The 20,960-nt window shown below is 74.3% G+C and carries 16 protein-coding genes; 5 read left to right on the top strand and 11 right to left on the bottom strand.

Features of this window, described 5'->3' with window-relative positions; genetic code table 11:
* Nucleotides 1-39: 39 nt before the first annotated feature.
* From ACIP98_RS07850 to ACIP98_RS07835, 4 genes are all read right to left on the bottom strand, one after another.
* Entirely contained in the window at nt 40-966 is a 927-nt protein-coding gene (locus ACIP98_RS07850) for a carbohydrate ABC transporter permease (protein WP_401974301.1), read from the bottom strand.
* Nucleotides 963-2,312 carry a sugar ABC transporter permease gene (locus ACIP98_RS07845; protein ID WP_319658014.1) on the bottom strand — a complete coding sequence of 450 codons (1,350 nt, stop codon included), beginning with the start codon at nt 2,310-2,312 and terminating at the stop codon, nt 963-965. Before ACIP98_RS07845 ends, ACIP98_RS07850 begins: the two co-directional genes overlap by 4 nt.
* A gap of 9 nt (nt 2,313-2,321) precedes the next feature.
* The gene (locus tag ACIP98_RS07840; RefSeq protein WP_401974299.1) at nt 2,322-3,653 is read right to left on the bottom strand and encodes an ABC transporter substrate-binding protein; all 1,332 of its coding nucleotides are present in this window, start codon (nt 3,651-3,653) and stop codon (nt 2,322-2,324) included.
* Between the two features lie 223 nt (nt 3,654-3,876).
* Nucleotides 3,877-5,154 carry an ABC transporter substrate-binding protein gene (locus tag ACIP98_RS07835; RefSeq protein ID WP_319658345.1) on the bottom strand — a complete coding sequence of 426 codons (1,278 nt, stop codon included), beginning with the start codon at nt 5,152-5,154 and terminating at the stop codon, nt 3,877-3,879.
* Nucleotides 5,155-5,323: 169 nt separating this feature from the next.
* Between ACIP98_RS07835 and ACIP98_RS07830 the strand changes: the two genes are divergently transcribed.
* From ACIP98_RS07830 to ACIP98_RS07810, 5 genes are all read left to right on the top strand, one after another.
* Complete coding sequence (locus tag ACIP98_RS07830) at nt 5,324-5,830, top strand: PadR family transcriptional regulator (RefSeq protein ID WP_319658016.1); 507 nt, start codon at nt 5,324-5,326, stop codon at nt 5,828-5,830.
* Nucleotides 5,827-6,603: an ABC transporter ATP-binding protein gene (locus ACIP98_RS07825; protein WP_319658017.1), complete on the top strand. Its 777-nt coding sequence runs from the start codon at nt 5,827-5,829 to the stop codon at nt 6,601-6,603. Before ACIP98_RS07830 ends, ACIP98_RS07825 begins: the two co-directional genes overlap by 4 nt.
* Nucleotides 6,604-6,608: 5 nt before the next feature.
* On the top strand, nt 6,609-8,924 hold the full coding sequence (locus tag ACIP98_RS07820; protein WP_401974297.1) for an FtsX-like permease family protein: 2,316 nt from the start codon (nt 6,609-6,611) through the stop codon (nt 8,922-8,924).
* 422 nt (nt 8,925-9,346) lie between these two features.
* Entirely contained in the window at nt 9,347-10,432 is a 1,086-nt protein-coding gene (locus ACIP98_RS07815; protein ID WP_319658019.1) for an S-(hydroxymethyl)mycothiol dehydrogenase, read from the top strand.
* A complete protein-coding gene (locus tag ACIP98_RS07810; RefSeq protein ID WP_319658020.1) occupies nt 10,432-11,061 on the top strand; it encodes an MBL fold metallo-hydrolase in 630 nt (209 codons plus the stop codon). The genes ACIP98_RS07815 and ACIP98_RS07810 overlap by 1 nt, the downstream gene beginning before the upstream one ends.
* A gap of 52 nt (nt 11,062-11,113) precedes the next feature.
* On the opposite strand, the gene ACIP98_RS07805 is transcribed toward ACIP98_RS07810, so the two are convergent.
* The 7 genes from ACIP98_RS07805 to ACIP98_RS07775 all read right to left on the bottom strand — a co-directional run bounded on the left by ACIP98_RS07805 (nt 11,114) and on the right by ACIP98_RS07775 (nt 20,893).
* On the bottom strand, nt 11,114-11,242 hold the full coding sequence (locus ACIP98_RS07805) for a hypothetical protein (RefSeq protein WP_319658021.1): 129 nt from the start codon (nt 11,240-11,242) through the stop codon (nt 11,114-11,116).
* Nucleotides 11,239-11,397, bottom strand: coding sequence for a hypothetical protein (locus tag ACIP98_RS07800; RefSeq protein WP_401974295.1), 159 nt, complete (start codon nt 11,395-11,397; stop codon nt 11,239-11,241). The genes ACIP98_RS07805 and ACIP98_RS07800 overlap by 4 nt, the downstream gene beginning before the upstream one ends.
* Nucleotides 11,398-11,482: 85 nt before the next feature.
* The gene (locus ACIP98_RS07795; RefSeq protein ID WP_401974293.1) at nt 11,483-12,427 is read right to left on the bottom strand and encodes a D-2-hydroxyacid dehydrogenase family protein; all 945 of its coding nucleotides are present in this window, start codon (nt 12,425-12,427) and stop codon (nt 11,483-11,485) included.
* Nucleotides 12,428-12,544: 117 nt separating this feature from the next.
* Nucleotides 12,545-15,496 carry a SpoIIE family protein phosphatase gene (locus ACIP98_RS07790; protein ID WP_401974291.1) on the bottom strand — a complete coding sequence of 984 codons (2,952 nt, stop codon included), beginning with the start codon at nt 15,494-15,496 and terminating at the stop codon, nt 12,545-12,547.
* Between the two features lie 1,229 nt (nt 15,497-16,725).
* Nucleotides 16,726-18,831: a prolyl oligopeptidase family serine peptidase gene (locus ACIP98_RS07785; protein ID WP_401974289.1), complete on the bottom strand. Its 2,106-nt coding sequence runs from the start codon at nt 18,829-18,831 to the stop codon at nt 16,726-16,728.
* Nucleotides 18,828-20,255 carry a diaminopimelate decarboxylase gene (lysA, locus tag ACIP98_RS07780; protein WP_401974288.1) on the bottom strand — a complete coding sequence of 476 codons (1,428 nt, stop codon included), beginning with the start codon at nt 20,253-20,255 and terminating at the stop codon, nt 18,828-18,830. Before lysA ends, ACIP98_RS07785 begins: the two co-directional genes overlap by 4 nt.
* 5 nt (nt 20,256-20,260) lie before the next feature.
* On the bottom strand, nt 20,261-20,893 hold the full coding sequence (locus ACIP98_RS07775; RefSeq protein ID WP_319658027.1) for a helix-turn-helix domain-containing protein: 633 nt from the start codon (nt 20,891-20,893) through the stop codon (nt 20,261-20,263).
* Nucleotides 20,894-20,960 lie beyond the last annotated feature (67 nt).

The raw sequence follows: 20,960 nt of genomic DNA, 5'->3' as shown, positions 1-20,960 counted from the left end.
CGGCCCGACGGTCCGCCCCGGCGGTCGGCAGTCAGGGCGTCACTTCACCGAACCGGCCATGACCCCCTCCACGAAGTGCCGTTGGAAGGCGAAGAAGACCGCCAGCGGCACGATCAGCGACAGGAAGGCACCCGGCGCCAGCACGTCGATGTTGGCGCCGAACTGCCGCATCTGCGACTGCAGGGCGACGGTGAGCGGCTGCGACCCGGGGTCCGCGAAGATCAGCGCGACGAGCATGTCGTTCCAGACCCAGAGGAACTGGAAGATGGCCAGGCTCGCGATCGCCGGACGGCCCACCGGCAGCACGAGCTTACGGAAGATCGTCCACTCGGTGCCGCCGTCCATCCGCGCCGCCTCCAGCATCTCGCGCGGGATCTCGGCGAAGTAGTTGCGCAGCAGGAAGATCGCGAAGGGCAGTCCGTACGCGACGTGGAAGAGGACCACGCCGGCCGTCGTCCCGAACAGGCCGACCGCCCCGAAGAGCCGGGCGACCGGCAGCAGCCCGATCTGCACCGGCACCACCAGCATGCCGACCACGACCAGGAACACCCAGTCCCGGCCCGGGAACTCCAGCCAGGCGAAGGCGTATCCGGCGAGCGCGGCGAGCACCACGACCGCCGCGGTCGCGGGGACCGAGATCAGCACGGTGTTCCAGAAGGCCTGGGTGATGCTGCTGTCGGCCAGGATGGCCGAGTAGTTGCCGAAGCCGAGCGACCCGGGGTGCAGCAGCCCGTTCCACCAGCCGGACGTGGAGGTGTCGTCGGAGTTGCGCAGCGACGAGACGAACAGCCCGGCGGTCGGTGTGAGCCAGATCAGCGCGACGACGGTCAGCAGCGCCTGGACCAGCCCGCTGCGCAGCCAGGAGGCGATCCGCCGGGCGGCGGAGGGCCGGCCGGGGCCGCCGCCGGTCCGGGTGGCGGGTGTGCGGGGCGGTGCGGGCCGCGGCGCGGCGCTCTGCACGGTCATCGCGAACTCCTGCGGAAGCGTCGGATGTTGAGGGCCATCGCGGGGAGCACGAGCAGCAGCAGGACGACACCGATCGCGCTGCCCAGGCCCTGGTTGTTGCCGCCGCCGAAGGAGACCAGCCACATCTGCAGGGCCAGCACGTTGGCGTCCTCCTGCACCGGGCCCGGCGCGATGATGTAGACGAGGTCGAAGACCTTCATCACGTTGATCACGAGCGTCACGAAGACCACGCCGAGCACGGGCGCGAGCAGCGGCACCGTGATGCGGCGGAAGATCTGCCACTCGGTCGCGCCGTCCACCCGGGCGGCCTCCAGGGTCTCGCGGGGCAGCGAGGACAGCCCGGCGCCGATCAGCACCATCGCGAAACCGGTCCAGATCCACACGTAGGCACCGATGATCGCCGGGGTGATCAGTGTCGGGCCGAGCCAGGAGACGCCCCCGTACGGAGGCGCGAAGTTCTTCGCCGGGAGCCGGACCTCGCCGCCGCCCGCGGCGTCGGTGAAGCGGAACGAGCCGTCGTCCGCGGTGGTCGTCGTCGCGACGACCCCGCCGTCCTTCATCAGCTCGACCCTCATGTGCGGCAGGCCCTTCTCCTGCGGGTCGACCTGCCCCGGAGTGCCGCCGCCGCCCGGCACGAAGTCCAGGTAGACCACGCCGCTGACGGTGTCCTCACCGGTCGCGGGGGGTGCCGCTGGGCGGGCCGTCGCGGGGATCGAGGCGGGCGGAAGACCCACCAGGCCGAGCGTGACGGTCTGGCCGGGTTCCGCCGGCGTCACGGTCCGGAAGCCGCCGTCGGACGCGGTGAGCACGTCGTCGCCGCGCGGCCGGGCACCCGGGTAGGCCGAGGCGTCGGTGAAGGAGTCGTGGATCGCGACCGCGGCCGCGTTCAGCACGCCGCGCTGCGGGTCCTGGTCGTACACCAGGCGGAAGGTGATGCCCGCGGCGAGGAAGGAGACCGCCATCGGCATGAAGATGAGCAGCTTGAACGCGGTGGCCCAGCGGATCCGTTCGGTGAGCACGGCCAGGACCAGGCCGACGCCGGTGAGCAGCGCCGGGGTGACCACGACCCAGATCGCGGTGTTCCGGACGGCCTTCAAGGTGGCCGGATCGGCGAACATCTCCTGGTAGTTGTCCAGCCCCACGAAGCGGTCGCCGCTCGCGTCGAAGAGGCTGCGGCCGACCGAGAAGAGGATGGGGTAGCCGACGAGGGCGCCGAGCAGTGCCAGCGCCGGCAGCGCGAAGGCGACCGCGGTGACCTTGGCCCGGCGCGAGCGGCGCCGTACGGCCGGCGGGGCGGTGCCGCCCGCCGGGGCGGACGGCACCTTGCGGGTGAGAGCGGAGGACATGGCGGGGCCTCAGCCCTGGTAGGCCTTGGCGGCCGCGGCCTCGAGCTTCGCCGCGGTGGCCTTCGGGTCCTTCGGGTCGGCCAGGAAGTCCTGGAGGATCTTCCACTCGCCCTTGCCGGGCGTGCCGCCGAAGGCGGGCGGGGTCTGGTCGGACATGTCGAAGCGCACCGTGTCCCCGGCGCCGACCAGGGACTTGGCCGTCTCGCGCGTCGTGTCGTCCGCGTAGGCGGCCGGGTCGAGCTTCTGGTTCGGGGAGAGGTAGCCGCCCGCCTTGGCCCAGATCGCCGCGGCCTCGGGGGTCGCCAGGTACTCCAGCAGCTTCATTCCGGCCTTGGTGTTCTTGCCGGACTTCAGCGCCACCGCGGCGTCGCCGCCGCCGACCACCGGCGCGGGACCGCCGTCGACGGACGGGAACGGGAAGAACTTGGCGTCCTCGCCGACCGTGCGGCCCAGGTCGCCGGAGACGACGCCGCCGACGAAGTCGCCCTCGTAGACCATGCCGGCCTTCTGGGTCTTGCCGAAGACCTGCGCGACGGAGTCGGGGAAGCTGGTGGCCAGGGCGCCCTTGTGGCCGCCCGCGAGGAGGTCGTCCTTGCCGAACACCTTGGCCAGGGTGCCGAGCGCCTTCACGACGGTCGGGTCGGTCCAAGGGATCTGGTGCTGCGTCAGCTTGTCGTAGTTCTCCGGGCCGGCCTGCGAGAGGTAGACGTTCTCGAACCAGTCGGTGAGCGTCCAGCCGTCCGAGCCGCCGACGGCGAAGGCGGGCAGGCCCGAGTCGGAGATCGCGCCGGCGGCGTCCAGCAGTTCCTGGAAGGTCTTCGGCGGCTGCACGCCGGCGGTGTCCAGCGCCTGGGGGCTGTACCAGACCGTCGACTTGTCGGAGGCCTTGAAGTACAGGCCGTAGTAGGTGCCGTCGACGGTGCCGAACGTCTGCCAGACCTTGGCGAAGTTCTGCTCCGCGGCGCTCTTCACGGCGGGGGACAGCGGCAGGAGCCAGCCCTTGCCCGCGAACTGCTGGACCACGCCGGGCTGCGGGGCCATGGCCACGTCGGGCGAGTCGCCGCCCGCGATCTTGCTGCCGAGGACGGTGGCGAAGTTGTCGCCGGTGGACACGTAGCTCACCTTCGCCCCGGTCTTCGCGGTGAAGCCGTCCAGGACCTTCTGGAAGTTCTTCTGCTCCGTGCCGGTCCACACGGCGGCGACCGTCACCGTCTGGCCCTTGAGCTGCTGACCGCCGGAGCCGGTACCGGAGTCGGAGGCGGCCTTGGTGTCGCCGCCGCAGGCGGTGGTCGTGAGGGCCAGGCCGCACAGGGCGGTGGCCGCGACGAGCGTGCGCTTCATCGGGGAGGGTCCTTTCCTCGGTGGAGTGGTGCGGGAACGACACGGCACGCCGCGTCAACGGGCTCGTTATACATGCATGTTAGGTATGCATCTCGGCGCGATGTCAATGGAGTTGCCGACAGGAGGCGTCAGCTGGGGGTATTTGCGGCGATAGATGCCGGACGAGCGACAGGGCTCGCCCCAGCCGCATACCTAACATGTAACTATCGGAGGGGAGAGGGGGTCAGCCGCCCCGCACGATCTCCCGCAGCTCGCGGTCCAGCCGCGCCACCGCCTGCGCCGGCGTCGCGTGCTGCGCCAGCGCGTCCCGGCTCACCGCCGCGACCGCCAGGCTCACCTGCTCGTACCGTGCGCTCTTGGGGCGCGGCTTGGCCGCTCGCACGCTCTGCTCCAGCACCGGCAGGTACGGGTAGCGGCGCACCAGCACGGGGTCCCGGTACAGGTCCGCCCACACCGGCGGCAGCGAGCCCTCGGTGAGCACCTGCCGCTGCACGGACTCGCCCGTCATGTAGGCCATCAGATCCGCCGCCGTGCGCGGATGCCGGGTCTGCGCGTTGACCGCCAGGTTGGACCCGCCGAGCACACTGGAGCCCGGACCGTCCGGGCCGGGCAGCGGCACCACGCCGAACCGGCCCGCCACCTTCGAGTCCGGCCCGGAGGCCAGGTCGTACACATAGGGCCAGTTCCGCAGGAAGAGCAACTCGCCGTCCTGGAAGGCGCGCCGGGACTCCTCCTCCTTGAACCGCAGCGCCGCGCGCGGGATCCAGCCCTCGCGTACCCCGCGCACCAGGAAGCCCAGCCCCTCGCGCGCCGCAGCCGAGTCGACGGTGACCCGGCTGCCCTCGCCGCCGAGGATGCCGCCGCCGGCCGACTGCACGGCCTCGGTGACGTTCACCGTCAGTCCCTCGTACGGCAGGAACTGCCCGGCGTAGCCGCCGATCCGGTACGCCGGGGCGAGCGTCTTCGCCTGCTCCTCCAGCTGCGCCCAGGTGCGCGGCGGCGCCAGGTGCTCCCGGTCGAGGATGTCCTTGCGGTAGTACAGCAGCCCGGCGTTGGTCACGTACGGCACCGCGTACAGCCGCCCGTGGAAGGTCGCGGTGTCCACGACCGAGGGCAGCAGCCGGTCCAGCGGCAGCCCGCGCGGGTCGACCGGCGCGATCCAGCCCGCGCCCGCGAACTCCGAGGTCCACGCGACGTCGATATTGAGGACGTCGAACCGGTCGCTGCCGGACCGCAGGCTGTCCACCATCTGCGCGTGCACCTCGTCGGCCGCCTCCGGCAGCTCCACGAGCGTGGCCCGCTCCAGCGGGTGGGCGCGGTTCCAGCCGTCGAGGACGTGCTGCAGGTAGCCGGTCAGATCCCGGCCGGTGGCCAGCGTCACCGGCCCCCGGCCGCCCTCGCCGGGCGGCCCGTCGGCGGCGCGGGCGCCCGCGCCCCCGTACCCGGTCAGCAGCAGCGCAGCGACGAGCAGCGTCCTTCTCGCGGCCCGCCCCCAGCGCATGTCGTCCTCCAGGTCCCGCACCGGCTCGACGTCGTCGTCGTCCGAAGGGCCATGTATACCTGTTGGACATGCGCGATACTAGCCATTGCGGCAATATGACCTGCTCGACGACGGGCCGGGGCGACAGGAGCCCCTAACACGCAGGTAGCCGGGAGGAGGCGGGACGAGCGTGCGCCTTCCCCTGATGGCACTGCTCGCCAAGGGGGCCGCCCACGGCTACGAGCTCAAGACGGAGCTCGAGAAGCTCTTCGGCGCCGCCTATCCCCAGCCGAACATCGGCCAGATCTACGTGACACTGGCGCGCCTGGAGAAGTCGGGACTGATCCGGGGCGAGGACGTCACCCAGTCCGGCCGGCCCAACAAGCGGATCTACGAACTCACCGACGCCGGGCGGGAGGCCGTCTCCGCCTGGTTCGAGGAGCCCTCCAGCGAACCCCGGGTGCGCGACGAGTTCTTCATGAAGCTCGCCCTCGCCCCGGCCACGGGAATGGCCGACCAGGTCTCCCTGATCAACAAGCAGCGCCGCCACTACCTCAACCTGATGCGGGCCATGTCGCGGCTCGCCTCGGGGGAGGACCGGGACAACCGCATCGCGCAACTGCTCATCGAGGGCGCCACCCTGCATCTGCAGGCCGACCTCGACTGGCTGGAGCGCTGCCAGGAGGAGCTGGAATGAGACGGGCCGAACCGCCCCTCCCGCGGGCACCCCACATGCTCCGGGTCGAGGGACTGGTCAAGACGCACCGCGTGGACGGCGGCGAGGTCAGGGCGGTGCGCGGGGTCGACCTGGAGGTGCGGCCCGGCGAGTTCGTCGCCGTCACCGGGCCGTCGGGCGCCGGCAAGTCCACCCTCCTGCATCTGCTCGGCGGGCTGGAACGCCCCGACCGCGGCCGCATATGGCTGGACGGGCAGCGGGTCGACCAACTCAGCGAGGCCCGCTGGGCGGTGCTGCGGCGGCGCGGCGTCGGCATCGTCTTCCAGTTCTTCAACCTCGTCTCCACCCTCACCGTCGCCGACAACATCGAACTGCCCGCCCTGCTGGCCGGCCGCTCGCCGCGCCAGGTGCGCGCCGCCCGCCAGGAACTGCTGGCCGAACTGGGCCTGGAGGGCAAGGAGGACAGCACCCCCGCCGACCTCTCCGGCGGTGAGCAGCAGCGTGTGGCCCTGGCCAGGGCGCTGGTCAACCGCCCGGCCCTGCTGCTGGCCGACGAGCCCACCGGCAGCCTGGACAGCAGGGGCAGCCGGGAGGTGCTGCGGCTGCTCGCCCGCTGCCACGAACGCGGCCAGACCATCCTGCTGGTCACGCACGACGCCAAGGTGGCCAGCGCCGCGGACCGGGTGATCAGCCTCTTCGACGGCGAGATCGTCGACGACGTCGTCCTCGACGGTCCTTCGGCCGGCGCCCGGCCCTCCCGTGCCGCCGCCGACGTCGTGAAACTGCGGGGCTGACCGCCGTGCGCGCCACCGTCCGCTGGGCCCTCGCCGATCTGCGCACGCACCGCGGGCAGGCCCTGTCCATCGTCCTGGCCACCGCGGGGATCACCGTGGCGCTGCTGCTGTCGGTGGCGCTGCTGGTCTACGCCGCCAACCCCTGGCAGCGGATGTTCACCGCCACGGAGGGCGCGCACGTGTGGCTGCGCACCACCGGCTCCGGCACCGCCGAGGGCACCGCGGCGCTGTCCCGGCTGGACGGCGTCACCGCCGTCTCCGGCCCCTTCCGCACGGTCACCGTCACCGCCCAGCACGGCCGTGAGAAGGCCGCCCTCGACCTGCGCGCCTCCGGCGCCACCCCGCCGGAGGTGGGCCGGCCGCTGATGGACCGCGGCCGCTGGCTCGACGGCGGCGCCGGCGACGGTGTGGTGCTGGAACGGTCGGTGGCCACCGCGCTGTGGGCCGAGCCCGGCGACGAGATCACCGTCACCGGCGCCGGACGGCGCACCACCGTACGGGTGGTGGGCGTCGCCGCGACCGCCGAGCCGGGCTACGCCCCGGGCGACACACCCGGCGTCGGCTGGGCCTCCGCCACGCTGATCGGCGCTCTGGGCCCGGCAGCCGGACGCACGGGGGAGACGGTCGGGCTGCGGCTCGCGGACCCGGCCGACACCGCCTTCGCCGTGCAGCGGGCCGTCACCGCCGTGGGCTCGGACCGCGTGCTGACGGTCTCCACCTGGCGCGAGGCGCGGGCCGACGCCGAGGGCGACAACCACCTTCTCGGGCTGCTGCTCGGGCTGTTCGGGCTGGCCGCGCTGCTCGCCGCGGCGATCGCGGTGACCGGCGGCATCGGCACGCGGGTGCTGGCGTACGTGCGCGACATCGCGGTGCTCAAGGCCGTCGGCTTCACCCCGGCGCAGGTCGTGCGGATGTTCCTGGTGCAGCACGCCGTGCTGGCCACGGCCGGGGTGCTGCTCGGCGCGGTGGCCGCGGAGACCCTGGCGCCGGGGATCCCCGGCCCGATGGGCGAGGCCGTCGCGCTGTGGCAGGGGCTCCCGCAGCACACCTGGGCGCTGCCCGGCACGGCGGCCGCGACCGTGCTGGTCATCGCCCTGGCCACGGTGCTCGCCGCGTGGCGCGCCGGCCGGGTGCCGCCGATTCCCGCCGCGCGCGGGGCCGTTCCGGGGCGGCGGCGGATGTCGGGTGCGGCGCGGGCCGCCCTGCGGCTGCGCACCCCGCCCGCCCTCGTCCTGGGCTGCCGGGGAGTGCTGCACCGCCCGCTGCGGTCGGCGGTCGCGGTCGCCCGGCTGGCGCTCCCGGTACTGATGATCACCGTCGCGCTGGGGACCTGGGCCACCCTGGACCGCTTCGAGCACCATCCCGAACAGGTCGGCCAAGCCGGGGCGTTGACCGCGCGGCCCAACGGACTGACGGACGCGGCCGTGCACCGGCTGCTGGCCGCGGAGCCCGCCGTCACCGCCGTCCACCCGGGCGCCGAACTCACCGCGCTGGCACCCGGCCAGTCGCAGTCCGTCACGCTGCGCGGCATCGGCACCGTCGCCGACCCCTACCCGTTCGCCGTCGCCGAGGGCCGCCGTCCCACCGGTCCGGACGAGGCGGTGGCCGGGCAGGGCCTGCTCGACGCACTGCACGCCGGCGTCGGCCAGTGGGTCCGGGTGACGGTGGGCGGGACCCCGCACATCCTCCACATCGTCGGGCGCAGCATCGAGACCGGGCACGGCGGACGGGTGATCTCGGCGCCGCTGGACGTGCTCCGCGCCCAGGACGACTCGATCCGCCCCGCGTACTACAGCCTGGTGCTACGGCCGGACGCGGACCGGACGGCCGTGCGCACGCGGCTGTCGGAGGTCTCGGACGGCGGGCTGGAGGTGCGCGAGGTCGCCGGGCCCGGCGCCGAACTCTCCCCGGTGCGCGGGGTCGTCATCGGCCTGGTGACCGTGCTGGCGCTGATCGCGCTGGCCGAGCTCTCCACGGCCGTCGGCACCGGCATCCGCGACCACGCCCGCGACATGCGGGCCTACCGCGCGGTGGGCCTGACGCCGCAGCAGACGGTGGCGACGGTGGTGACGGGCATCGGCCTGACCGCGCTGACGGCCGCGGTCACCGGTGTCACGGCCGGGGTGTACGCCTCGGACTGGCTGATCGACCTGCAGGGGCGGTCCAGCGGTGTCGGCGCGGGCATCGCCCAGTCGCCGCCGTGGACGGCGCTCCTGCTGGTCGGCTTCGTGTGCGTGACGGTCGCCGTGACGGCCGCTCTGCTGCCGGCCGCGCGCGCGGCCGGCGACCGCGGCGCGCGCGTGCTGATGCACACCGCCTGACCGGCGGTCCTTGCCCTGCGGGGCCCGCCGCGGTGGAGCCGAGGCGGGCTCCCGGCAAAGGCGGGACGTGGCCGCGCGCCCCGGCGGACTCGTCCGGCGCGCCGATGCCCCCAGGTCTCTCCGCGTGCCGGCAGGACGGCGGCGGCGGGCTGTGCGGCGGCTGCGAGGGCGGCCGCGTACATCGCACCCGCACGCGCCGGAGGAGAACCTCGCGGCGCCGGAGGGCGGCCGGCGGGGCCCGGTCCGCGGCGCGGGGCCCGCCGGCAAGATCCCTGGTAAGAATGGACCGGGCCGGCCGGGCCGGGCCGCGCGGTCCTTGACCGCTCTGTCCGGAGTCGCCGATGCTTGCGTCGCGATATGCGCGTTGTGTGCCGCGACGGGAAACGTCCGTCCCAGGATTCGTACCAGCCGAGGAGTACCCCATGGCCCACCAGGTCCGTGCCGTCGTCGCCCGGGAGAAGGGTTCCCCCGTCAGCCTGGAAACGATCGTCGTGCCCGACCCGGGGCCGGGGGAGGCGCTGGTCAGGATCCAGGCGTGCGGGGTCTGCCACACCGACCTGCACTACCGCGAGGGCGGCATCAACGACGAGTTCCCCTTCCTCCTCGGTCATGAGGCGGCCGGCATCGTGGAGTCCGTCGGCGAGGGCGTGACCGACGTGGCCCCCGGGGACTTCGTCGTCCTCAACTGGCGCGCGGTGTGCGGCCAGTGCCGCGCCTGCCTGCGCGGCCGCCCCTGGTACTGCTTCAACACCCACAACGCGAAGCAGAAGATGACGCTGCTGGACGGGACCGAGCTGTCCCCGGCCCTGGGCATCGGCGCCTTCGCGGAGAAGACCCTCGTCCACGCGGGCCAGTGCACCAAGGTCGACCCCGCCGCCAGCCCGGCCGTCGCCGGGCTGCTCGGCTGCGGGATCATGGCCGGCCTCGGAGCCGCGCTCAACACCGGCAACGTCGGCCGCGGCGACAGCGTCGCCGTCATCGGCTGCGGCGGTGTCGGCGGTTCGGCCGTGATGGGTGCGCGGCTGGCCGGCGCCTCGAAGATCATCGCCATCGACGTCGATCCCCGGAAGCTGGAGACGGCCAGGAAGCTGGGCGCCACCCACACCGTCAACTCCAAGGAGACCGACCCGGTCGAGGCGGTGCGCGAGCTGACCGGCGGCTTCGGCGCCGACGTCGTGATCGAGGCGGTGGGCCGCCCCGAGACGTACAAGCAGGCCTTCTACGCGCGCGACCTGGCCGGTACCGTCGTCCTGGTCGGCGTGCCCACCCCGGAGATGAAGCTGGAGCTCCCGCTGCTGGACGTCTTCGGCCGCGGCGGCGCCCTGAAGTCCTCCTGGTACGGCGACTGCCTGCCCTCCCGCGACTTCCCCGTGCTCATCGACCTGTACCAGCAGGGCCGGCTCGACCTGGGCGCCTTCGTCACCGAGACCATCGCCCTGGACGAGGTGGAGAAGGCCTTCGAGCGGATGCACGGCGGCGACGTCCTGCGTTCGGTGGTGGTCTTCTGATGGCCGCCCGCGTGGACCACCTGGTCACCTCCGGCACCTTCTCCCTCGACGGCGGCACCTGGGACGTCGACAACAACGTCTGGCTCGTCGGCGACGACAGCGAGGCGATCGTCATCGACGCCGCCCACGACGCCGAGGCCATCGCCCGCGCGCTCGGCGGGCGGCGCCTGCTCGCCATCGTCAGCACCCACGCCCACAACGACCACATCGACGCGGCCCCGGCGCTCGCGTCGCTGACCGGCGCGCCGATCCTGCTGCACGGGGACGACCTGCCGCTGTGGAAGCACACGCACCCCGACCGCGCCCCCGACGGCGAATTGACGGACGGTCAGGAGATCGCGGTGGCCGGCACCGGCCTCACCGTCCTGCACACCCCGGGCCACGCCCCGGGCGCCGTCTGCCTGTACGCGCCCGGGCTCGGCACGGTCTTCACCGGTGACACCCTCTTCCAGGGCGGCCCGGGCGCCACGGGGCGGTCCTTCTCGGACTTCCCCACCATCGTCGACTCGATCCGCGAGCGCCTGCTGACCCTGCCGCCGGAGACGGTCGTCCGGACCGGCCACGGCGACAGCACCACCATCGGCGCCGAGGCACCGCACCTCGACGAGTGGATCGCCCGCGGCCATTGAGCCGGGAGACCGTCTGCCGGGGGAGGGCCGGCGGGTCCTCCCCCCGCCGGGGTCACGGCGACCGGACGGAGGTGTGGCCGGTCGCGGTGACCGTGGCCGGCACGATCAGGCCGGCCGCGCCGAACAGCCCCGGTACCGCCCGCCCTTGGCGCGTCTGTGCCGGGGCCGCGGCCACGGTCATAGCTCCCCGCGGTGCGCCAGACGCCCGCGGATCCCGTAGAGGGCCAGCCAGACGCCGATGGCGGCGGCCGCGACGAGGGTGATGTGCAGGGGCAGTTGTGCGACGGGTCCGAGCACCAGCCCGAACAGGGCCAGTGCGGCCACCAGGAACAGCATGCCGGTCCTTCCCGGTTGCTCCGCGATTTCAGTGAACAGTTGTACACCTGCCCTTCCGGGCCACCGCGAAACCCGCCCGCAGGGCTCAGGACGTCAGCACCCGCAGCGGCGTTCCGTCGCGGAACGCCGCGATGTCCTCGGCGGCCTGCCGGTAGAAGACGTCGTACGTGGCCTCCGTGACGTAGCCGAGGTGCGGGGTCAGCAGGGTGTTGGGCAGGGTGCGCAGCTCGTCCCGCGGGGGCAGCGGCTCGATGTCGTAGACGTCCAGCGCCGCGCCCGCGATCCGGCCCTCGCGCAGGGCGGCGACCAGGGCGGGCCTGTCGACAAGAGGGCCGCGGGAGGTGTTCACCAGCAGCGCGGTCGGCTTCATCCAGGCCAGTTCCCCGGCACCGACGAGGCCCGTGCTGCGCTCGCTGAGCTTGTAGTGCACGGAGACGACGTCGGACGTGGAGAACAGCTCCTCCTTGTCCACCGCCAGCGCCCCGTGCCCGGCCGCCCTGGCCGGGTCCAGGTGGGTGCTCCACGCCAGCACCCGCATCCCGAAGGCGGTGCCGATCGCTGCGACGCGCGCCCCGAGCCGTCCGAGGCCCACGATCCCGAGCGTCCGGCCCTCGAGGTCCCCGCCGATGCTGTGCTGCCACTCGCCGCGGCGCATCCCGGCCGCCTCCTGGTGGATGTGCCGGGTGAGCGACAGGATCAGCCCCCACGTCAGCTCCGCCGTGGCGTGCGCGGGGCTGTCGGTGCCGCAGACCGTCACCCCGTGACGCCGGGCCGCCTCCAGGTCGATGGACGCGTTGACCATGCCCGTCGTCACCAGCAGCCGCAGCGCGGGCAGCGCCGCGAAGCGCTCGGCGGTGAACGGGGTGCGCTCCCGCATGGCCACCACCACGTCGAACCCGTCCAGCGCCGCGACCAGCGCATCGGTGGTGTCGAGGTGGTCCTGGCGGAAGACGACCTCCGCCCCCAGGGCGTTCCAGTCGGCGAAGCGGTGGGCCGCCCTCTGGTAGTCGTCCAGCACTGCGATGCGCATCGCTCGGCTCCTTGGCTCGGGACCGGTGCTCCGCCGGTCGGTTCTTGATCGCTGCCGCCGAGGGTAATCCGCGGGCGCGCGCCGCCCGTGGACACCCCCGGCCGAGTGGGCGGCGGATCAGGGCCCCGGCCGTGCGTCCGGCTCCGGGATCGTCTGCTCGGTCCAGATGCTCTTCCCGTACGGCGTGTAGCGGGTGCCCCACCGCTGGCACAGCGCGGCGACCAACTGCAGTCCGCGGCCGCCCTCGTCGCTGGGGGCGGCGTGCCGGATGCGGGGAGTGGTGAGGCTGCCGTCCGACACCTCGCACACCAGACTGCGGCTGCGGATCAGCCGCAGGCCCACGGGGCCGCGTGCGTGCCGGACGACGTTGCCGACCAGCTCACTGGCGATCAGCTCCGTGGTCGTGACCAGGTCGTCCAGGCCCCACCGCTCCAGCTGCCGACGTACGTGGTCGCGGGCCTGGCCGGCGGCGACCGGCTCCTCGGGCAGCGACCACGAGGCCATGTCCTCGGGTGCCAGCGCGTGGGCGCAGGCGATCAGCAGCGCCGCGTCGTCGCCGGCGTGCCCCTTGCCGAGGCCGAGCGCGGTGCACACCTGCTCGCACAGCCGCTTCAGACGGCGCACTTCGAGCCGCCGGTCGTCGTGCCGCCCCCCGCTGCCGGGCGCGGCGGGCGTGAGCGTGAGGGCCCGGGTCAGCACCTCGGCGAGCTCGGCCATGCCGGTGTCGATGTCCCGCCGCGAGGACTCGACCAGGCCGTCGGAGTACAGGGCCAGCAGACTGCGGTCCGGCACCTCCAGTTCCACCAGCGCGAACGGCGGCGTGGCCGCTCCCAGCGGGGGGTCGGGCGGGCCGCCGACGAAGTGGACGGTCCCGTCGGGACGGACCAGCGCGGGCGGTGGATGGCCCGCCCGCGCCAGGGCGCAGCGCCCCGCCGCGGGGTCGTACACGGCGTACAGGCAGGTCGCGTAGAAGTCGTCGCCGAGATCGCTCACCAGGTCGTTGAGGTGCGCCATCAGCTCGTCGGGCGGCAGTTCCAGACCTGCCAGGGTGTGTACGGCGGTACGCAGCCTGCCCATCGTGACGGCCTCGGAGATGCCGTGGCCCATCACGTCGCCGATGACCAGCGCGGTGCGGTCGGCGGAGAGCGGGATGACGTCGTACCAGTCGCCGCCGGCCGTCGTGCCCTCGGTGGCCGGCAGGTAGCGCGCGGCGGCGGTGACCGCGGGCAGCACCGGCAGCGTGCGGGGGAGCAGCCCGCGCTGCAGCTCCTGGGCCCTGCCGTGCTCGGCGTCGTACAACCGGGCACGCTCCAGCGCCTGGGCGATCAGCCCGGCGAGCGCGGTGAGCAGGGTGCGCTCCTCCTCGGTGAACGGGCGCGGCTCGGAGAAGGAGACGACGCAGCAGCCGACCGGTTTGCCCGAGACGATCAGCGGCAGGAACGCCCAGGCATGCTTCTGCGCCCATTCGCGCAGCTCGGCGCGGTTCGGGTAGAGGGAGACGTACTCCCGGGCCGAGGTGATGTAGAGCGGCATCCGGTCGCGGAGCGCGTCGGCGCCCGGGGTGCCCGGGGTCAGCTGCTCCCGCCCGGTGCGCCGCATGAGGTCCGGGGGGTAGCCGACGAAGCCGACGGCGCGCAGGAAGTCGCCCTCCAGGGTCTGGATGATCAGACCGGTCGCGTCGAACAACGGCAGGACGCGCTCGGCCACGGCGTGCACGACGTCGTTCACCGTCACCGCCTCGGCCAGCGCCGTGGTCAGCCGCCCGATGTGCGCGGCGCGGTCCGCCGCGCCCTGAGCGGCCTTGGCCTGCGCCTCCTCCGCCCTGCGCCGCTCGGACACGTCGGTGAGGTAGACCGTCAGGCCGTCGGGCACGGGCATCACCCGGGCCCGGTACGTGCGCTGCCCGCCGTCCCAGGCGATGTCACCGCTGACCGGGGTCCCGGACCGGGCGGCCTCCCGGCAGCGGGCCTCCAGCGCCGAGGGGCCGACCCCGGGCAGGTCCCACAGGATCCGGCCGCCGGTCCTGCCGGGGGTGCCGAGCAGCCGATCGGCCTGGGCGTTGGCGAAGATGATCCGCCCGTCCGGGGCGAGCGCGAGGAAGCCGTCGCTCATGTGCCGCAGCGCGCGCCCCACCGTGTCCATGGCGACCCGGGTCTCGGTGCTGTCCCACAGCACCCCGCGCAGCAGCAAAGGCCTGCCGTCGTCGCCGTGGACGCTGCGCCCGCGCGCCTGGACCCAGCGGAAGCCGCCGTCGGGGCGCCGCACCCGGTACTCGGCGGCGTAGCCGCCGACCGCCCGGGCGGCGTCCTCCGCGTCGGCGATCACCCAGGGCAGGTCCTCGGGGTGCACGAGTTCCACCCAGGTCTCGATGCGCCCGTCGTACATGTCGGGGGGCATGCCGAAGACGTGCTGGGCGGCGTCGTCGAGGAAGGCCTCGCCGGTGCGGACGTTCCACTCCCAGGTGCCCACGCCGACGTCGGTGGCGGTGGTGGGGAGCCGGGTACCGGGCCTGCGCTCGGCCAGGCGCCAGCGCTGGCGCGGCTCGGCGGGCGCGGGCCGGCCGAGCCGGTCGGCCACCCAGGCCGCGATCCGTTCGAGCAGGTCCCACTGGCCGTCGGTGGGCGGCAGGTCGCCGGCCGTCACCACCGACAGCGCGCCGAGCGGGCCCTCGGAGCCGGGCAGCGGGACCGCCGCGACACCGGAGCCCGGCGGGAGGGGGCCCGGGGTGTCCGCGGTCGTGGGCAGCCACAGCCGGATGTTCTCCGCGGTGGCCCTGCCCGGGGCGGTGCGGTCGTGGTCGGCGAGGTAGACCCAGCCGCGGGTGAGGTTCCGGGGCAGCCCGATGCTGGTCGAGAGCCGCAGCGGAACCCCGCCGCGGGCCTGCCGTCCGCGCAGGTGCGCCAGCCCGCCCAGCCCTGCCAGGGCGCCCACCGCCTGCTGCAGCCCCAGCCGCAGCGCATCGCGTTCGCCCTGGTCGTCGCCCGTGGACAGGAGCAGCCGCAGCCTGTCCTCTCCGGGCTGCTCCGATGGCGCTCGCGGTTCCTGGGCGGAGGCTTCGTTCGGGATCATGCCCTCATTCCGTCGGATACTCCTCCCGAGGCCAACATAGCGCCGAGCGCGCGCGCCGTCAGTGCGAGCGGGTCGCGCTGCGCGGGTGGCGGTAGGCGGCGGGTCGTGGCGGTGACCGGCCCCCGCCACCGCGGGAGCCTGCGGCTCCGTGTCGGTCTGCGCGTCCGCTGCCGATGCGCCGGGGCGGGCCTGTCGTGCCCGGCGGACCCCGGGGGGTGGACGGCCGGCCGGTGCTGCTGTCCGTGGGGTGTTGCCCCTGGGTCGCGCGGCCCCAGTCGGGCCGGGCGTCCACCTTTCCTCCCACGCCGGGGCCCCGGGCGGCGCTGCCGTGCCCGGGGGCGAGCCTTCGTGCCTGGCAGAACGAGGGTCGTGGCGGTCCCGGTCCTGCAGTCGCGGGAGCCTGCGGCCCCGCACAGGGCCGGGCGTCCGCGACCGATGCCGGGGGCGCGACGACGCGCGCGAGGGGGCGGGGTGCGGGCGCCGCTGCCCTGCTGGGTGGGCCGTCGGCGGGGACCGTGAGGCCTCCGGTCAGGTGGGCCGCTGGGCGGCGCTGTTACCCAGGCGGCATTGCTCCTGGCCCGAGGGAGCCGCGCTTCTGTATCGGGCCGGGCGCCTGCTGCCCGTGTGAGGGGTGCGGGCGCCGCTGCCGTGCCGGGTGGTGGGTGTTGGCGGGGGGCTCGCGAGCCTTCGGGTGGGGGCGGAGCAGGCTCCGGCGGCAGGCGCATGGCTCCTGGCCGCGGGAGCGAGCGCCGTCGGTGTGAGCGGGTCCCGCTGCGCGGGGTTGTGGGGTACGGCGCGGGGCGTGGCGGTCTCAGTCCCGTAGTCGCAGGTGCCGAGGCTCTGCACAGGGCCGGGCGTCTGCGACCGATGCCCTGGATGCGCATTCGATGACGACCTGCGCGGGGAGGAGGGGTGCGGGCGCCGCTGCCGTGCCGGGTGGTGGGTGTTGGCGGGGGGCTCGCGAGCCTTCGGGTGGGGGCGGAGCAGGCTCCGGCGGCGGGCGGGCATGGCTCCTGGCCGCGGGAGCGAGCGCCGTCGGTGCGAGCGGGTTCCGCTGCGCGGGTTGTGGGGGCACGGCGCGGGGCGTCGATGCCCGCCCCGCCGCCGCGGGAGCCGCGCCTCCGTATCGGGCCGGGGGCCGCTGCCCCGCGTCGTGGCGGACGTCGGCGGGGGGACCGGGCGGCGCGGTGCGGGACCGGCCGGACGGTCCCGCACCGGGTGACCGGCCGTCAGGCGTCCTCGTGGCCCACGTCGACCGTGACGCCCATGACGTGGCTGTACAGTTCCGCCTCGGCGAGCAGCGACCGCGCGACGCTGGACGCCTTGCGGAAGCCGTGTCCCTCGCCCTCGAAGAGCAGATAGCGGTGCCACAGTCCGCGCGCCGCGACCGCCGCGACGATGACCTCCGCCTGGTCCGGGCGGCAGATGAAGTCGTCGGCGCCCTGCAGCATCACCAGCGGGCTGCTGATGCGTGCCGCGTTCGCCAGCGGTGAGACCCGCTCGTACCGCGCGCGGTCGCGGGGGAGTTCACCGATGAGGCCGTGGACGTAGCGGGACTCGAAGTCGTGCGTGTGGCCGCCGGACCAGGCCAGCGGATCGCTGATCGGGTAGTACACCGCACCGCAGGCGAACACGTCGGTCGAGCTGAGGCAGGCCAGCGACGTCCACCCCCCGGCCGAGCCGCCGCGGATCGCGGTGCGGGCGGGGTCCGCGAGCCCGAGAGCGGCCAGTTCGCGTGCCACGGTGACGCTGTCCTCGACGTCCACCACGCCCCAGGAGTGCCGGAGGCGGTCGCGGTACTCACGGCCGTATCCGGTGGAGCCGCCGTAGTCGACGCTCGCGACCGCGAAGCCCCGACTGCAGAAGAGCGAGAACTCCAGGTCGGGGGTGGCGCCGGTGCCGCTGGTCGGGCCGCCGTGGACGTGGATCAGCAGCGGCGGCGCCTCGCCGTCCGGTCCCTTGGCGTCCGGGTTGACCGGCGGGTAGTAGACGTAGTGCACCTCACGGCCGTCCGCCGCGTGGGCGGTGCGGCGCTCCGGAACCGAGTGCCAGGCGGCGTACGGGGTGCGGCCCGCCGGAGTGCAGTCGACGGGCGGGGCGGGGGGCGTCCCGGAGCCGGGCAGGGGTACCCGCAGCACGGTGCGGCCGCGATCGGCGGCGCCCGCGAGGAGCACGGCGTGCGTGTCGTCGGCCCACAGGTCGGAGCCGAACTCGGTCCATCCCGGGGCGAGATCGGTGAGTGTCCCGGTGTCCGGACGCCAGAGCGCGAGCTGCTGGTCGCCGAGGCCGTGGCGCAGGACGACGCCGGCGGTGGTGACCGCGAACCAGCTCTGGCCCACCCGCCACAGCGCGCCGGCGCACTCCCGTCGCATCGGCAGGACGCACTCGACGGCGGCGGCGCCGGCGGGGCCGGCGTCGCGCGGCCCCAGCGAGACGCGGTGCAGATTCCACCAGCCGTCCGGGTCCGCCATCGCGTACAGCGTGTCCGGGCCGGCCCACTCCGCCTGCGGCACCGACACCCCGTCACCGCCCAGTACGCGTACGGCGCCGACCGCGACGCCGTCCACCAGGTCGGCGACCATCAGGTCGGTGGCGTCCCACGGCATCAGCGGATGGTCCCAGCCGATCCAGGCCAGCCGGCGGCCGTCGGGGCAGACGCGGGCACCGGACAGGAAGTGGTGGGAGCGGGCGACCACTCTGATCGCTCCGGGGTCGTCGGCGGCCGCCCCGGACAGCGGCACGGCCACGATGTCGCGGCGGGTTCGGGGGGCCGGATCGTCGTCCCCGGGACCGGACGGCGCGACCGTCACCTCGCGGACGCACCAGACCTCCGTGCCGTCCTGACTGATCGTCATGTCGACGTAACAGGTGTCCGCTCCAGGTCCGTCCGGCGGGGTCAGCGGACGCGGCTCCGGCTCGGCCGGCGCGCCGGGCGCCGCGGCGTCGTCCTGGAGGGACGGGACGTCGGCGCGGTAGAGGCGCTGGTCGCGGTGGTCGGTGAAGACCAGCAGGTGGTGTGCGGCTCCCGGTCGCAGGACGTAGGGACGGCCGCCGTAGCCGAGCGCGCGGTTGCGCACGGACCAGCCCTCGCCCAGCACCGGTCGTGGATCCGGCGCGGCCGCGTGGGTGCGCAGCAGCCGCACGGTGGCGGTCCGCGGGTCCAGGGCGCACCACCAGGTCTCCGCCCCGGCGCCGGAGGGCCAGCTCCTGGATCCCGAACCGGCCGCGACCATGTCCGCGGTGATCGGCGAGGGCCACTCCCCGTGCGGCAGCGCCCGCTTGGGGCCGGGGTCCTGCCGCACCTGACTCCCCTGAAGTGCCTGACGCTCCGTCACGGCGCGCTCCCCTCGAGGTCGACGGCCTGTCCGGCCGCGTCGCGGGCCAGCAGATCGGCCGCGGTCTCCCGGCGCACCATCAGCCGGGCGCGGCCGTCGGCGACCGCGACCACGGCCGGGCGCGGCTGGAAGTTGTAGTTGCTGGCCATCACGTGGTGGTAGGCGCCGGTGGCGGGGACGGCGAGCAGATCGCCGACGGCGACGTCTCCGGGCAGGGCGATGTCGGGCACCACGACGTCACCGCTCTCGCAGTGCTTGCCGACGACGACCGAGTGCCTGGGCGGGCCGGTCACCGTGCGGTTGGCGGTCCAGGCCGTGTACTGGGCGGCGTACAGCGAGGGGCGCAGGGCGTCGCTCATGCCGCCGTCGACGGAGACGAAGCGCCGCCGCAGGCCGTCCTTGACCACGCCGATCCGGTACAGCGTCACCCCGGCCGTGCCGATCATCGACCGGCCGGGCTCCACGGCCAGACGGACCTCGCGGGGATCGAGCACCTCGGCGATCCCCGCCCGCAGCGCGGCGACCGCGTCGGCCGGACGCAGCCGCGGCCGGCCCGGCAGGTAGGGGATGCCGGCGCCGCCGCCGAGGTCGATCTCCGTGACGGTGATGCCGTGGCGCTCGGCGAGCGTCCGGACGAAGCCGGCGATCCGGGCCGCCGCGGTGCGCAGCCCCGCGGTGTCCACGATCTGCGAGCCGATGTGCGAGTGGACGCCCGCGAACCGCAGGCCCGGGGCGCGGTGGGCGGCCAGGGCGGCCCGCTCGGCGTGGCCGCCGGAGATCGGGAAGCCGAACTTGACGTCGTCGCTGCCGGTCGCCATGTAGTCGTGGGTGTCGGCCGCGACCCCGGGCGCGATCCGCAGATAGACGTCCTGGACCCGGCCGGCGGCGCGCGAGAGGGCGGCCAGCCGCTCGATCTCCTCCAGGCAGTCGACGACCACGACGCCGACCCCGTGCCGGACGGCGGCGGCCAGCTCGGCCGGGAGCTTGTTGTTGCCGTGCAGGACGATCCGGGCCGGGTCGAAGCCGGTGCCGACGGCGAGTTCGAGTTCGCCCTCGCTGCACACGTCCAGGTGCAGCCGCTCGGCGTCCACCCAGCGGACCATCTCGGCGCACAGGAAGGCCTTGGAGGCGTAGTGCACCCGGTCGGCCCCGGAGACCCGCCACTGGCGGGCCCGTTCCCTGAAGTCGGCCTCGTCGACGACGTACAGGGGTGTGCCGCACACCTCGGCCAGAGCGGGCAACGAGACCCCGCCGATGTGCAGTTCACCGCCGACGGTGCGGGCGGTCAGCGGCCAGACCTCGGGTGCCTCCTCCGGTCCGGCGGCCGGGGCCAGACCGTCGGCCGCCGCCTCGTGCGCGGCGGGCACGCTGCCGGCGGCGGACGCCTGGCGCGGGGCGGGCGGGGCCGCGTGGGCCGATGACATGGGCGCTACTCCTCGGTGAGGACGACCAGCAGCAGCAGGTCGTCGCTGGACTCGGTGATCTGGTGTTCGTCCGACGCCGCCAGGTGGCAGACGTCGGCGGGGCGCAGGGGGTGCACGAAGTCGCCGACCCGCACGGTGCATTCGCCGGCCAGCACGACGAGGACCTCCTCGCCCGGGTGGCGGACCGGCTCCGCGTGGTCGCCGGGGTCGCCGTGGACCAGCCGGACCTGCAGCCGGGACGCGCCGCTCGCGGTGCGGTCCCAGATGCCGGAGTGGCCGGGCACCTGGGCGAGCAGCGGGGCGGCCGCGAAGCGGGCCGGGAACGCGGGGGCGCTCCCGGCCTCGCCTCCCGCCGCGCCGAACAGTTCGGCCACGCCGCACCCGAGGCCCGCGGCCACCTGTGCCAGCGTGCGCGCGGTCGGGTTGGCCGAGCCCGATTCGATCTGGGAGATGTAGGCCGGGGAGAAGCCCGCCCGGCCGGCAACGGTCGACAGGGTCAGGCCGGATGCCCGTCTGACCTGGGCCACCGACCCGGCGAGTGTGGCGATCGCCCGGTTCGCGGCCTCGTCCAGTGCGGCACGGGGCGACCCGTCCGGTGGTGGTGATGCCTCGGGTGATTCAACCCTTGACGATGTCATCGGGCGACAGTAATACTCGCCGAGCACTTAGGGCAATCGATCCGTCAGATGTATTAACTCCCAGTAA

It is taken from the genome of Streptomyces sp. NPDC088354 (assembly GCF_044753585.1).
Taxonomy (GTDB): Bacteria; Actinomycetota; Actinomycetes; order Streptomycetales; family Streptomycetaceae; genus Actinacidiphila.
The sequence above is the reverse complement of the archived record's forward strand: the minus strand, read 5'-3'. Positions and strand labels throughout refer to the sequence as shown.